Source organism: Marinomonas spartinae, assembly GCF_016461715.1.
Taxonomy (GTDB): Bacteria; Pseudomonadota; Gammaproteobacteria; order Pseudomonadales; family Marinomonadaceae; genus Marinomonas; species Marinomonas spartinae_A.
This window is the reverse complement of record NZ_JAEMUI010000031.1, coordinates 1-14,703: the sequence shown is the minus strand read 5'-3', so window position 1 is coordinate 14,703 and position 14,703 is coordinate 1. Positions and strand designations below refer to the sequence as shown.

The 14,703-nt window shown below is 44.8% G+C and carries 12 protein-coding genes; 6 read left to right on the top strand and 6 right to left on the bottom strand.

What is annotated here, in order from left to right; all coding sequences use genetic code 11:
- Positions 1-107: 107 nt before the first annotated feature.
- The gene (mqo, locus tag JHD45_RS20645; protein ID WP_199478413.1) at positions 108-1,586 is read right to left on the bottom strand and encodes a malate dehydrogenase (quinone); all 1,479 of its coding nucleotides are present in this window, start codon (positions 1,584-1,586) and stop codon (positions 108-110) included.
- Between the two features lie 454 nt (positions 1,587-2,040).
- Between mqo and JHD45_RS20640 the strand changes: the two genes are divergently transcribed.
- Positions 2,041-2,442: a CBS domain-containing protein gene (locus tag JHD45_RS20640; RefSeq protein WP_199478412.1), complete on the top strand. Its 402-nt coding sequence runs from the start codon at positions 2,041-2,043 to the stop codon at positions 2,440-2,442.
- 52 nt (positions 2,443-2,494) lie between these two features.
- On the opposite strand, the gene hslO is transcribed toward JHD45_RS20640, so the two are convergent.
- Positions 2,495-3,370 (bottom strand): Hsp33 family molecular chaperone HslO, encoded by an 876-nt coding sequence (gene hslO / locus JHD45_RS20635; RefSeq protein ID WP_199478410.1) that lies wholly within the window; start codon positions 3,368-3,370, stop codon positions 2,495-2,497.
- A gap of 246 nt (positions 3,371-3,616) precedes the next feature.
- Between hslO and JHD45_RS20630 the strand changes: the two genes are divergently transcribed.
- From JHD45_RS20630 to trxC, 4 genes are all read left to right on the top strand, one after another.
- Positions 3,617-5,542, top strand: a complete 1,926-nt coding sequence (locus JHD45_RS20630) for an ATP-binding cassette domain-containing protein (RefSeq protein ID WP_199478408.1) — start codon at positions 3,617-3,619, stop codon at positions 5,540-5,542.
- Positions 5,543-5,677: 135 nt separating this feature from the next.
- The gene (gene hemB, locus JHD45_RS20625; RefSeq protein ID WP_199478406.1) at positions 5,678-6,667 is read left to right on the top strand and encodes a porphobilinogen synthase; all 990 of its coding nucleotides are present in this window, start codon (positions 5,678-5,680) and stop codon (positions 6,665-6,667) included.
- Between the two features lie 202 nt (positions 6,668-6,869).
- Positions 6,870-9,086, top strand: coding sequence for a polyphosphate kinase 1 (gene ppk1 / locus JHD45_RS20620; RefSeq protein WP_199478404.1), 2,217 nt, complete (start codon positions 6,870-6,872; stop codon positions 9,084-9,086).
- Between the two features lie 131 nt (positions 9,087-9,217).
- A complete protein-coding gene (trxC, locus tag JHD45_RS20615) occupies positions 9,218-9,637 on the top strand; it encodes a thioredoxin TrxC (RefSeq protein WP_199478403.1) in 420 nt (139 codons plus the stop codon).
- An 88-nt stretch (positions 9,638-9,725) separates the two neighbouring features.
- Here the strand turns inward: trxC and JHD45_RS20610 are convergent, their stop codons facing one another.
- The 3 genes from JHD45_RS20610 to JHD45_RS20600 all read right to left on the bottom strand — a co-directional run bounded on the left by JHD45_RS20610 (position 9,726) and on the right by JHD45_RS20600 (position 11,659).
- Positions 9,726-10,181: a hypothetical protein gene (locus tag JHD45_RS20610; RefSeq protein WP_199478401.1), complete on the bottom strand. Its 456-nt coding sequence runs from the start codon at positions 10,179-10,181 to the stop codon at positions 9,726-9,728.
- Positions 10,182-10,273: 92 nt separating this feature from the next.
- Complete coding sequence (locus tag JHD45_RS20605; protein ID WP_199478399.1) at positions 10,274-10,963, bottom strand: hypothetical protein; 690 nt, start codon at positions 10,961-10,963, stop codon at positions 10,274-10,276.
- A gap of 138 nt (positions 10,964-11,101) precedes the next feature.
- A complete protein-coding gene (locus JHD45_RS20600; RefSeq protein WP_199478397.1) occupies positions 11,102-11,659 on the bottom strand; it encodes a hypothetical protein in 558 nt (185 codons plus the stop codon).
- 728 nt (positions 11,660-12,387) lie between these two features.
- Between JHD45_RS20600 and JHD45_RS20595 the strand changes: the two genes are divergently transcribed.
- Positions 12,388-13,881 carry an acetyl-CoA hydrolase/transferase family protein gene (locus JHD45_RS20595; protein ID WP_199478396.1) on the top strand — a complete coding sequence of 498 codons (1,494 nt, stop codon included), beginning with the start codon at positions 12,388-12,390 and terminating at the stop codon, positions 13,879-13,881.
- Positions 13,882-14,488: 607 nt separating this feature from the next.
- Here JHD45_RS20595 and JHD45_RS20590 read toward each other — a convergent pair.
- Positions 14,489-14,703: hypothetical protein (locus JHD45_RS20590; RefSeq protein WP_233407972.1), on the bottom strand; the 215-nt coding region annotated here is incomplete at its 5' end.

The following is a 14,703-nucleotide window of genomic DNA, read 5'->3' as shown; positions in this document are numbered from 1 at the left end:
TCGCTGAGTAAGATTCTCTACTCATTAATCTCTAGCAATTACTCTCTAGAAATAGAAAAAAAAGCTGGACATAGAGTCCAGCTTTTTTAATCAGTAAGACGATGCTCTTAAGGTTTAAGATTCAAGGTTTCAAGTGTATTTTGACGAATCGATAATAACAGATCAGTATTTTCGACTAAAGACTCACCATAAGACGGAATCATTTCTTTCATTCTTGCTTGCCATTGCGGTGATTTCATCCGCTCAGGGAAGCATTTTTCCAAAATGCCGACCATGGTATTGACGGTTGTGGATGCTCCTGGGGACGCTCCCAATAGGGCTGCTAACGAGCCATCTTTTGTGACAACCGCTTCGGTTCCGAACTGCAATACGCCACCGCCATGTTGACCCTTTTTAATCACCTGAACGCGCTGACCTGCATAAGCCAATTTCCAATCTTCATCTTTCGCATCAGGGAAGAAATCACGTAGGGAATCACAGCGGTCTTTATGGCTCTTGCGTACTTCGCTGATCAAGTACTTGGTCAAATCCATGTTGTTTTTGCCCACCGATAAGATAGGTGCTAAGTTATTAAAGCGCATGCTCATTGGAAAATCTAAAACAGAGCCTTTTTTCAAAAACTTAGTCGTAAAGCCGGCAAACGGTCCAAACAAAATGGCTTTTTTACCATCAATGATACGAGTATCCAAATGAGGAACAGACATTGGCGGCGCCCCGATCGGGGCCGCACCATACACTTTCGCAAAGTGCTGTTTAACGATCTCTGGCTTTTCGCAAACAAGCCATTGACCACTAACGGGGAAACCACCGTACCCCTTTCCTTCTTCGACACCAGTGTTCTGCAGCAATGGTAATGCACCACCGCCAGCGCCTAGGAAAACAAACTTGGCATTGAAACGTTGTGTAGAACCATTTTGGTGAACCAACACATTCCAGGTTCCATCAGGATTTTTGTCAATGCGATTCACTTCCGCATTCACTCGTAGCTCGAAGTTGTCCATGCTTTGCAGCGTGTTAACCATATTACGAGCAATGGCCCCGAAGTTAACGTCTGAACCATGCTCAATACGTGTCGCCGCAAGGGGCTCTTTCGTATCACGATTGTTCATAATGAGAGGCATCCACTCACGCAACTTTTCTCTATCTTCTGTGAACTGCATTTCTTTAAAAGCAGGGTGAGCACTCATGGCTTCGTAACGCGCTTTAAGCATATCCACATTGTCTTGTCCCCAAACAAAGCTTTGATGGGGCACACGGTGAATAAACTCATTAGGCGCTGGCAGCTTACCTTCTTTTACTAGATAGGACCAAAATTGAAGGCTCACTTCAAATGCCGCATTAATGTTAATGGCCTTATCAATATTGACACTGCCATCTGCATTTTTAGGCGTGTAATTCAGCTCACAATACGCAGCGTGACCTGTCCCGGCATTGTTCCAGCCATCCGTGCTTTCTTTGGCAACACCGTCTAGGCGTTCTACCATGGTGATGGCCAGGTTTGGGTCTAGTTGCTTGAGTAACATTCCTAGGGTGGAGCTCATTGCACCGCCCCCGACTAATAAAACGTCTACAGAATTTGAGGTCATATGGGTTCGCCGTGTCGTAGCCAATTATGAATTTGAGAGTGATACGAAAGAAAGCTTTTGGCCGACAGTAATTGATGTAGGAATACTGTCATACTTTGCGCCACTCTCCTCAGAGCGACTCTTACTGTTAATCGATTGATAACAATTCGAGACGCACAACCTTATCCAGGATTCTGAGCAGGTATTCTTTAATTATACGGATTTTACCAGCAATGTCTTGGTAGCATACATTAAGATCGTCGCTAAAAGTGTTACTCTTTTTTCCTAGATCCGCACTTTTATAGGATTTTAGCCAAAAAATAACGATTTTTCTCTACATTTAATTAAAGATTTCTCAAAAACGGTCGCTATACTTATAAAACGATATTCAATATAAATAAAATCAATTCTGTTATGACGAAGCGTCGCAAAGGCGCTGATTTGCGCCTTGCTCATACCTGCGTGGAGGTGTGTCATGCTTGCAAAAGATATTATGGTTCGTGATGTGGTTTGCGTCGATATGGATACACGTTTAACGGAAGTTATCCGCCTCATGGATGAAAAAGGATTTCACCATCTTCCCGTTCTGGAAAATGGCGTGTTGGTTGGCATCATTTCTGATCGTGATTTACTCCGTATTATCAGCCCTTTTATCGGCAGTGTATCAGAGCAATCTCGAGACACGGAGACTCTCAATCATGCCGCCCACCAAGTCATGACACGACAACCTCTAACGGTAAAAGAGCATTCGCCGATAGAGGAAGTCATCTCATGGATGGGGAAAGTCGCTATCTCTTGCATGCCCGTGGTGGATGCAGATAACCATGTCGTTGGTATTATTTCATGGCGTGATTTGATTCATCATGCAACTTTTTAATAATCTTATACTGCGTGTTAACTGGCTAAGCAGATGATAAACACAAACTCAATTAGTGGGTTTGTGCTTGGTCACCTAATAAATCCACTAAATCCGCTTCAGTAAATTCGTATTTTTCGGCACAGAACTGACAATCCACTTTGATACTGCCTTGCTCAATCAGCAATTGTCGAACCTCATCGGTACCGATCGAAATAACAGCCTCCAAGGTACGCTGGCGAGAACAAGAGCAACCAAATTGCATGGGCTTTGTATCGTACAAACGAACATCTTCTTCATGATATAAGCGATGTAATAGTTCTAACGTATCTAACCCCAGTAACTCTTCGTCTTTCACTGTGGAAGCCAAGTGAGTAAAGCGCGCCCAAGCATCCTCATCACCAGTTTGTGCTTGCTCAGCAGGAAGTCGTTGCAAAAACAATCCGCCGCATTGCGCGCCATTCGCCGCCAACCAAATACGGCTTGGCAATTGTTCAGACTGTTGAAAGTACTGCTCTAAACATTCAGATAAAGACTCTCCGACAATTTCGACAATCCCTTGATAACGCTGACCATTACGAGGAGTAATGGTGATAACCAGATAACCACCAGCTAACACCTCTTTTAGCGAAATAACATCAGGCACGTCTTGCGCCTCATCCCATTGCGCTATGCCCCGTAGATTATGCCTTTCATCGCACTCAGCCATCAAAGCAGACAAATAACCATTGCCTTTGGCTTGAATAGATAGCACGCCGTCAATTTTAATAATATCGCGTAACAGTGCGATCGCGGCGACAAATTCCCCTAACAATTTTTCCAGACCCAGCGGGTAAACTTTTCGTTTAATAATTTCTTGATAGGCACTGGTCAATAACACACGCTCGCCACGGACGTTAGTCTTATCAAAAGAAAATCGCTGAATCTCGTTAATCAATCCACTGTTCACAAAATCACCTTACGCCTCTTTGGACGTGAGTAAAGTTCAAATAATATTGCTGCGCATTTTACCCTTGAGCCTACGAATCATCTACCTTAATACATGAAGTAATTATGATCTCAACAGGAAAACTTGCTGACGGCTATTTCGTTTCCCCGTGTCGCCCTCTAAAATGCATACCAAGACGCAAATGCACGACTTTGCCTTAATACCAATATAGCGATATTTTACCGACGTTTAGAGATTCCCTGTTTTATGATCCAATTTAGCGAAGTCAGTTTACAACGTGGCACACAATTTCTTTTGGAAGAAGCCGACCTCACCATTTTCGAGGGCCAAAAGGTAGGGTTGATTGGCGCAAATGGCGCAGGTAAGTCCTCTCTTTTCGCGATGATCCGCGGTGAACTCAGCGCCGATACTGGCGAGATCATTCTCCCAGGCCAACGACGTATTGCTTTTATGGCCCAAGAAGTCGAAGAAACGCAGCGCAGTGCCTTGGATTACTGCCTCGACGGTGATGACCATCTTCGCCTCATCGAAGCCAACATTGCCAAAGCGCAAGCACAAGACAATCACCACGATCACGCGCTTTGGCTTGGCGAGTATGAAAGTGCCCATGGCTATACTGCACAATCTCGCGCGGAAACGCTCTTGCAAGGTCTCGGCTTTAAAATGTCAGACATGCATAAACCCGTCGCCGATTTTTCTGGGGGATGGCGAATTCGCTTAAACCTTGCCAAGGCGTTAATGTGTCCATCTGATGTATTACTATTGGACGAACCGACCAACCACTTAGACCTAGATGCCGTAATGTGGTTAGAAAACTGGTTGCGCCAATACCCAGGCACTTTGTTACTGATTTCACACGATAGGGACTTTCTCGATGGCATTTGCAGCCACATTGTCCATCTCTACCAAAAAAAGTTGACCCTTTACAAAGGCAACTATTCCGACTACGAACGCCAACGCTCAGAACACTTGGCTCAGCAACAGTCTAACTTCGAACGCCAGCAGGCCAAACGTGCCCACTTGCAACAATATGTGGACCGTTTCCGCTACAAAGCCACAAAAGCCAAGCAGGCTCAAAGTCGTCTCAAAATGCTGGAAAAGATGGAGCTGATTGGCCCTGCCCACATCGATTCGCAATTTTCATTTTCTATCCCCGTGGCCGAAAAAACCTCTCAGTTATTGATCAACCTATCACAAGCCGATTTAGGGTACACCTCGCCATCGGGCGTGCAATCGATTCAACTTGGCAACAGCAATTTTGCCCTGCGGGACGGTCAGCGTGTCGGCTTACTAGGCCCTAATGGCGCGGGTAAATCGACGTTGATTAAATCCATTGTGGGCGAAATTCCGATTCTTGCAGGAGATCGCGTTACAGGGGAGAATTTAAACATTGGCTACTTCTCTCAGCATCAATTAAGCGCGCTAGATTTAGAAGCCTCGCCATTGTTGCATATCCAGCGTCTTACCCCGAAGGTCTTAGAAAGCGATATTCGTCGATATTTGGGTGGCTTTGGCTTTACTGGTGACGATGCATTACGCCCAGTAAAAGGCTTCTCAGGTGGCGAAAAAGCGCGTCTCGCCCTGTCATTAATCGCTTGGACGAAACCCAACTTATTGGTCCTTGACGAACCCACTAACCACTTAGACATCGAAATGCGCCAAGCGCTCACCGAAGCACTACAAGAGTTCCCAGGTTCCATCCTGTTGGTATCCCATGATCGCCATCTGCTTAACAGTACCGTCGATGAGTTTTATCTCGTTGCTGATCATCACATTCAACCTTTTGAGGGTGACTTGGCGGCTTATCATGCTTGGTTGCAAGCAAGACAAGCTAACGCGGCTCAGATCGAAAAAAATGAACAGAACCCAGATAAAATGGAGAAAGTAGACCGCAAAGAAGAGCGCCGTAAAGCGGCGGAGATGCGCGAAAAATTACGCCCTCTTCGTAAGCAGATAGAAAAATATGAAAAAGCCGTTCAGACTGCTCAAAGCCATTTAGACAAGATATCAGACGCCATGACGGATGCGACCCTATACGAAGCGGAGCAACGAGACAAGCTGCAGACACTCCTCAGTGAGGAAGCCAAATGGAAAAAAACCCTAGAAGAAAACGAAGAGGCGTGGTTTGAAGCGCTGGAAGAACTGGAAGACGCTCAAGCGCAACTAAGCTAGCCGCCGACTCAAAACAAAGACTTAATTGGGGAAAGTGGTTAGACATTGCGTTAATACACAGCAGTTATATCAACAATGACTTAAGATTGTCACATAAATCAAGTACATTCTTAACAAGCGAAAAGGAGATATTGGATGACCTTTCCATATACCCGTATGCGTCGCATGCGTAAAAACGATTTTTCACGACGCCTCATGCGAGAGCATCGCTTAACCGCTGACGATCTCATCTACCCCATGTTCATCATAGAAGGAAAAAAGGTGAGAGAGGCCGTTCCTTCCATGCCAAACATTGAACGAGTGTCCATTGATGTTTTGCTTGAAGAGGCCAAAGAAATTGTAGCACTGGGCATCCCTATGATTGCCCTGTTTCCCGTGATCTCTGGTGATAAAAAATCCCTTGATGCGAAAGAGGCATATAACCCCAATGGATTGGTACAACGCGCAGTAAAAGCCCTAAAAGACGCGTTTCCAGAATTGGGCGTATTGACGGACGTGGCGTTGGATCCCTACACCACTCATGGACAAGACGGCATCATCGACGACGAAGGTTACGTATTAAACGACATCACCGTAGAAACGCTTGTCAAACAAGCGCTTTCTCATGCTAAAGCAGGGGCTGACGTGGTAGCCCCTTCAGATATGATGGATGGGCGCATTGGTGAAATTCGTGATGAACTCGAAGCAGAAGGCTTTATTAATACGCTGATTATGGCATACGCAGCCAAATATGCATCCGCCTACTATGGACCATTTCGCGATGCCATCGGTTCTAGCGGCAATTTAGGGAAAGGCAACAAATTTACCTATCAAATTGATCCGGCAAACTCAAACGAAGCCATTCGTGAGGTGATGTTAGATATAGACGAGGGCGCCGATATGGTCATGGTCAAACCTGGCCTCCCCTATTTGGATATCGTTCGTCGCGTCAAAACCGAGTTAGAAGTACCCACTTTTGCTTACCAAGTCAGTGGTGAATACGCAATGCACATGGCTGCGTTTCAAAATGGCTGGTTAGACAAAGATTCCGTTATTTTGGAATCCTTAGTGGCATTTAAACGTGCTGGTGCCGATGGCATCTTAACGTATTTTGCAAAAGACGCAGCCCGTTTGCTGAAAGGATAATGTCCCCCTCGTCCTGATCTGGTTTCCGATAGGTACATTCCGCCAGCTTACATGAGGAAAATTTACCCAAAGCAACATAGAACTATAGGCTTCTAGGCTGCGTTAGTGTAATTTGTTAGTTAATGCCTACTCTTTCTTAGATGGGCATTAAAGCAAGATACCAATAATATGAGAAGACGGTATTTGGGAGTTATGAAAGCGCATGTCTGAACAGTCTGTGAACGAAATGGAAAAACAGGAAGCGGTTGCAACGCCATTAGTAGAGGCCGAAGAATTGGTATTAGAACCCATTCCGGAGCAGCCTCAAGACCCTAATAAAGTTGCCATAGAAGAACGCTTACCCGAACAAATTGACTTGGCCGATCCCGAGTTGTACTTCAACCGTGAACTCAGCCATCTGCAATTTAATGCCCGTGTGCTTGAACAAGCCATGGATGAAAATCACCCTATTTTTAATCGTCTTATGTTCTTGTGTATTTTTAGCTCGAACATGGATGAATTCTTTGAAATACGTGTTGCTGGCCTAAAAAGTCAACTTGAGTACAGCCGTGAAAAAAATGGTCCAGACGGCATGCACCCGAAAAAAGTCCTTAGCTTAATCAGTGATCATGCGCACAAGCTGGTTCGTCGCCAATATCGTATTCTTAATGATATTATTTTTCCCAAACTGGCCAATGAAAACGTTAAATTTATTCGCCGTTCTGTCTGGAATGAGAAGCAAGCCGCATGGGTAAAACGCTATTTTAGAGATAACGTTCTGCCCATTATTAGCCCCATTGGGCTTGACCCAGCTCACCCATTCCCAAGGCTCGCTAACAAGACTTTTAACTTTGTGGTGGAGTTAGAAGGCCGGGACGCCTTTGGTCGTGAGAATGGCTTAGCCATCGTGCCTGCTCCTAGTTCATTACCTCGTTTGGTCAAATTGCCCGATGATGTGTGCGAGGGTGGCAACAATCTAGTGTTCCTATCGTCTATCATTCACGCCCATGCGGATCAGTTGTTTCCTGGTATGACGGTAAAAGGCTGTTATCAATTCCGCTTAACTCGTAATGCTGACTTAGAAGTGGATTCAGATGATATCGGTGTCGACTTGGCTGGAGCACTGAGAACCGAACTCCAAAGCCGTCACTATGGTAGCTCAGTACGTTTAGAAATCGCTAATAACTGCCCAGCACATATTATTGATTCCTTACTCAAGCAATTCGATCTTGAAAAACAAGATTTGTACCGTATCGATGGCCCAGTGAACCTAAGCCGCTTATTGGCCGTATTAGAATTGGTCGATCGTCCAGATCTAATGTACCCACCATTTTCACCAGGGTTACCTAGAAAATTAGCCAGTTCAGGCGGTATTTTTGAAGCCATTCGCCAACGCGATTACCTGTTGATGCACCCATTCGAAAGCTTCTCACCGGTTATCGATTTGTTGAGCGACGCTGCCAAAGACCCTAATGTTGTAGCGATTCGTCAAACACTTTATCGTACTGGTGCTCGTTCCCCTGTTGCTAATGCGTTAGTAGAAGCGGCTAGGAACGGCAAAGAAGTAACGGTGGTTATCGAGCTACGGGCACGATTTGATGAAGCAGAAAACTTAGCCCTTGCTAGCCGCTTACAAGACGCTGGCGCGATTGTTGTTTATGGCGTTGTTCGTCATAAAACCCATGCGAAAATGATCCTCATCGTTCGTAGAGAAGGTGCAGAACTAACCCGCTACGTTCATCTAGGAACTGGTAACTACCACGCGGGGAACGCACGGCTTTATACCGATTACAGCTTCATGACGTGTGATAAAGAGATTGGCGACGATGTACATCGCGTCTTCCAACAGCTCACCGGAATGAGCAAAGAGCTGAAGGTCAAAAAACTGCTACACGCGCCCTTTACCTTACGTGATCGTCTATTGGATATGATCAATCGTGAGGCCGAAAACGCCATCCAAGGCGAACCCTCGCGCATTATCATCAAAGTTAACTCCTTGACGGAACAACGGCTTGTTCAAGCGTTATATAAAGCCTCTCAAGCGGGCGTGAAGATTGATTTGATCGTTCGTGGGATTTGTACACTTCGTCCTGGTATCAAAGGTGTGTCGTCGAATATACGCGTACGCAGTATCATTGGTCGTTTTCTCGAGCACACCCGAGTTTACTACTTCTACAACAACCGTAATCCACAAGTATACTTATCCAGTGCCGATGGTATGGATCGCAACTTGAATAACCGAATAGAAGTTGCCTTCCCTCTTCAAGACGTCAGTTTATCTCGCCGTGTGAAAAAAGAGCTGGAATTATATTTATCGGACAATACTCAAAGCTGGATTCTACAGAGCGATGGTTCATATCAACTCTCAAAACCTCGCAAAGGCGAATACCGCAGCGCGCAACGGGCTTTGCTAAGCGAATTGGCCGACAATACACGATAACGCTATCTTTATCTTGTTAGGCATATAAGGCTCTGATCGACCCAATCAGAGCCTTTTTTACTTGCGTCTCACCCTTGAATTTCGGTAATCCCATCCCATTTACATTAGTATATTCTAATAGGAGGCACACTATGAATATCGCGTGTCCACACTGCTTCACCACCAACCGCATCCCTGAGGGCAAATCCCATAAAGCAGGCAAATGCGGTAAATGCAAAAGCGCTTTGCATACCACTCACCCCGTAAACCTCACAGAACAAAACTTCCAGCAATACATTGCCAATACCGATTTGCCAATCGTGGTCGACTTTTGGGCCGAATGGTGTGGACCATGTAAAATGATGGGGCCAGTTTTTAGTCGCCTTGCGGAACGCTCAGAAAAAGCTTTGTTTGCCAAAGTCGATACTGAACAATGCCAACGTATTAGTGCGCAATTCAACATCCGCAGCATCCCAACACTGATCGTCTTTAAAGGCGGCAAAGAAATAAACCGTCTAAGCGGAGCGCTACCAGAGGCCCAATTAGAACAATGGATTAATCAGAATATCTAGACACTTTTCGCTGCAATAACAGATTAGATAAGTAATTTAATAGAGAGACCTTTGCACAATGTCACGTTGCTTGGCCTTGTTAGAAGGCCTATCGCCCATAGGCCTCTCGTACATCATCTACCAACTGGGCACATTCCCGCAGTAAAACCAACGGGGAGCGAACTAGCCTTTCGTTCCGCCCTGGTTCCGATTCACCATCTGGGAGGTGTTTGCCACCGTGAAATAGATTATTTCTAACGGTTCGAACCATCAGTATCAGTTGCTGAAGTTGGCATTGTGCTGGATCAATTTCAAAATCTCGAAAGCGGACTCGCTCATCGTCAGCAAAGAACTGTTTACGGGGAGGAAAGTTCCAAAGAAAATCAACGGCTGCTTTCAACTCCTCACTGGTTTCAGCATGGAACCGTTCATGAGCCTCATTGGCAAATCGATCCCACGAGGCAGAAACATCGTTTCGATTCCGAAGCGCGAATCTTGTCGCTTTTAGTGCATACTCCATCCGAGCAAACACCGCCAGAAACTCACACGCCAGATCACTTGGCATATGAAGGTGCCGTAACCATGTCTCTCCTTCAACGCCCGCATTTGCGGCTGATTTGAAGCACAGCGGAAAACCAGTCCGATAACATGCGCTTGTTAAACCTCACGGTCAATTTGGCCTCCAGAGATTGAAGCACGGCTATTTAATCTTTTTTGGCTTTCCATAATTTGATTAATTTCTTGTTCTGCGTAATGCCTAATGCCTGGATGAACGCCTTCCCGATTAAGTACCTCGGAAGCTCTAGATAACTCAGTCAAATTTCTAGCGCGTTGTTCAAGCAAACGGTTTTGGTGCTCTAAGGTGTCTTGTCGCAATCGGATTTGCTCTCGTTGATCTTGTCGACCGGCAGAAAATAACTCAGATAATGCGCTAAATATTCCACCTATATCGAATATTGGTGGTGAATTAACTTCCATTTTTGTGACTTTAAACTCTTCATCGCCACTTGGATCGAATACTGGTACATAATTGCTGTCTTTCTTGTAATAAACAACAGGTCGTTTGTAATTCCTAAGAATCTTCCAAAATTTCTCAGCGTCTTCTCCTTTGCGCTGTATATCAAGTGCTAAATGCTCTTTAAAGACACCGTAAGAAATACCTTCCTCTTGAAATACATCAATAGATTTTGCAGATATAACAAAATCAGATTGCTCTACACCTTCAGCAGTTAATTCACACATTTTGCAAATGGTAACCAGCTTGTGATAGTGCGAAGATGTCTGATCCAAATAATGGGATATGTCCCAGATTGGTAAGGTCCTATCACCTTTTATAATTATCGACATTGGATTTTCTTAGGACTCCTTTGAGGTTCAACGCCCCAATAAGGAGCTGATAATAGCTTGCTAAAATGTGAAGCGAAGCAGAACCGAGCAAGCTGTTAGCAGTCCCGTCTTAATTGGCTTGTTAGCCAGCTTTACCACCTATCTTTTAAATAGGTTTTCTTTAAAAAAGCCCATAGTCTTTTCTTTACTGCCCCAAGTTTTATTTAATGGCATTGGAACACCAGATATTGATAACTGATAATTTTTAGGACAATCATCTTTATAACATTCAAGGTAAGACAGCATAAAAGCCAAACCCCAAATTAAACTTTTAGGAAATATGATTTTATTGCCTTCAGGGCCGAAACGCCCCTCATCAACAAATTCAATTTCATCTGAAAGCTCAGCTTCATGAAGTAAACTATTTCGAACCAGCTTGTAAATTGACTGCCCTAAATTGATATTTCCTTTGTTTTCACGAGCGAACACAAGATCTGCACCTTCTGCCATTACAAACATACCACCTGTAAGCATCCAGTACAGAAATGCATTGTTATCAGACATAACTTTTTTGAAGCGTTCTCCGGGCTTTTTGATTCCGTATAGCTTTTTCCCCGCGCCATCTATTAACGGACAAATCAAGGTTAAAGCAGTACCAAAATCTTCAGCACAAAGTCGTTCAAATATTTGTTTGAAACGTTCATCGAATTTATTCAACACTCGATTCCTTCGAGATGGCTAATAGTTTAATAGTGCATATGCGCATTTACACATCATTCAAATCTTCTTAATTTAACTATAAGCCACTGACTCTGAAGCCATTAATAGAGATATCAACAAAGACTAAAATTAGAAAAACGAGCATGCGCATTATCCCGTTTATCCGCAGCGCGTTATTTCGGCTATGGATTTGCTTAATGATTGATCTTAGAGCATATTTTCAATTTTCGCTAAGAAAAACGAGAAAGTTTTATCGACAAATCGATCCATCGGCTGTGATTTATAGCAATAGCAGGCTTTTTTAGTCACCTTGGCGGTTTGATTCGCGCTGACGCGTAGCTTGCGAAACAGGCGCAAGCGAATTGAATGGCAAGGTGGACTGGTATAGGCTAATCGTGATCCGAGATTGATTCCTGAATACCAATAGGATCAGTCTCATTGATGTTAAGAATTTTGCGTAAAGAGCCATCAATGTCCCCATTGATTGCGCTATCTAAGCATATAGTCAACATTCACTTCCCGAATCTCAGACTTATGTCTAACTTACTCGCTAAGACAGAAGCCTTATAGTAAGTCACCTCTTCATTTTTATCCGTAATATAAATTTCGCCAAAACTGAGGCCTAGGAAATAGGCTCCGTGCTCTAGTCCAGAGAACTGGCTACAGAGCGATTTATATTATCTAAAGTAGATCCTAATTAATAAAAACAGCATAAAGGTTTCAGGATGCAATTAGAGCGAATTAGACATGCAGGCTTACATGAAAAAGTCATGTCAGCTGAGCAAGCAAGTGAATTTATCAAAGACGGTATGACCGTGGGCATGAGTGGTTTTACCCGTGCAGGGGAAGCCAAGGCCGTTCCTAAAGCACTGGCTGAGCGAGTGAAAGAACACCCACTAAAAATCAATTTAATGACCGGTGCATCGCTGGGGAATGACCTTGACAAAATTCTAACCGAATCCGGCAGTCTCGCGCGTCGTATGCCTTTTCAAGTGGATACCACATTACGAAAAGCCATCAACAATGGCGAAGTCATGTTTATTGACCAACACCTTTCTGAAACCGTAGAACAGCTGCGCAACCATCAATTAAAACTGCCAGACATTGCCATTATTGAAGCCGTTGCCATTACAGAAGAAGGCCACATTGTGCCAACAACATCCGTGGGCAACTCAGCAAGCTTCTCGATTTTTGCTAAGCAGGTAATTGTCGAAATCAACACGTCGCATAAACCAGAACTTGAAGGCTTGCACGACATCTACATACCATCCTATCGCCCAACACGCACGCCAGTACCACTGGTTAAAGTGGATGACCGAATTGGCAGCACAGCGATTCCAATTCCACCGGAGAAAATTGCGGCAATTGTTTTCACTAGCCAACACGACTCTTACTCAACCGTTGGGGCGCCAGATGTAGACACGGCCGCCATCGCCAAACACCTCGTTACCTTTTTAGAAAACGAAGTCGCTGAAAAACGTCTAGCGCCAAACCTAGGACCGCTACAAGCGGGCATCGGCAATATCGCCAATGCGGTGATGATGGGCTTATTGGATTCGGACTTTACCGACCTTACCATGTACTCTGAAGTTCTACAGGATTCGACATTTGATCTGATTGATGCGGGCAAAATGAAGTTTGCCTCAGGCTGTTCTGTCATCTTATCAGAACGTATGAACTCAAAAGTCTTTGATAACCTTGAACATTACAAAGACAAACTGATTCTGCGCCCACAAGAGATTTCTAACCACCCTGAAATCGTGCGTCGCCTCGGTATCATTGCTATCAATACCGCGCTGGAGTTTGATATCTATGGTAACGTGAACTCCACACATGTCTGCGGCACTCGAATGATGAACGGCATCGGTGGCTCTGGCGACTTTGCCCGCAACGCCAACATGGCTATCTTCGTCACAAAATCCATCGCCAAAGACGGCGCCATCTCAAGCGTTGTCCCCATGGCCAGCCACGTGGATCACAACGAACATGATGTGGATATTCTAGTGACCGAACAAGGCCTTGCTGACCTTCGTGGTTTAGCTCCTCGTGAACGTGCGGTGCAAATCATCAAACACTGTGTACATCCAGACTATCGCAACCAAATGCTCGACTACTTCGAGCGTGCTTGTGCTCGCGGTGGACATACACCACACCTTCTAGATGAGGCTTTCAGCTGGCACATCAACCTAGAGAAAAATGGCACCATGAAGTTGCTTTAACTAAAACAGCAGAACCCGAAGTGGCGACTTCATGGAAGTATACTCTCCTCATGATTTGAAAAGATAAATAGGAATACATTGAGGAAACTAACGGCCACCTTGCGATTGGATTCGCTCTGACGCGTTGAGCCTGCGAAACAGGCGCAAGCGAATTGAATGGCGAGGTGGCAATCTGCAAAGGCTGTAAGGCCATGGATTTACCACCTTCGCGGTAATGGCGTTGTGAATACAGGTGCTGTAGGAATGACAACCCTTGATCTCACTCTCTATCTTTGAAAAGATTAACTCAGATCAATCGTCACCTTGCTATTGGATTCGCGCAGACGCGTTGAGCCTGCGAAACAGGCGCAAGCGAATACGATGGCAAGGTGATAATCTAAGGCTGCAAAACAATAGATTACCGCCTTCGCGGTAATGACGTTGTGAATGCGGGAGCTGTAGGAATGGCAAGAGACGCTCTCACGGACCCGAACCCAATTTTTTAGGGAGGTTGACTCCCCTTTTTATTTTTTTTGATTTTCTGTAGACGAAAAAAAGCCCAACAGCATAAGCTATCAGGGCCTTCCTATTAAAATCTTGATACGACCTACTTTCACATGCTTGTCTGTCATAGAGAGCACCACACGACCATCGGTAATGGTGATGCTCCAGAACGAAAAAACCCCACCCTGCTGAGCAGGATGGGGCTTCTCTTAATTAAATCTTGATAACGACCTACTCTCACATGACTTTCTAATTCAATCAAGCCCACACTACCATCGGCGATGGCAAGCGCCTGCGGCGAATAAAGTGCCACTTCTGAGTTCCGAGATGGGATCAGGT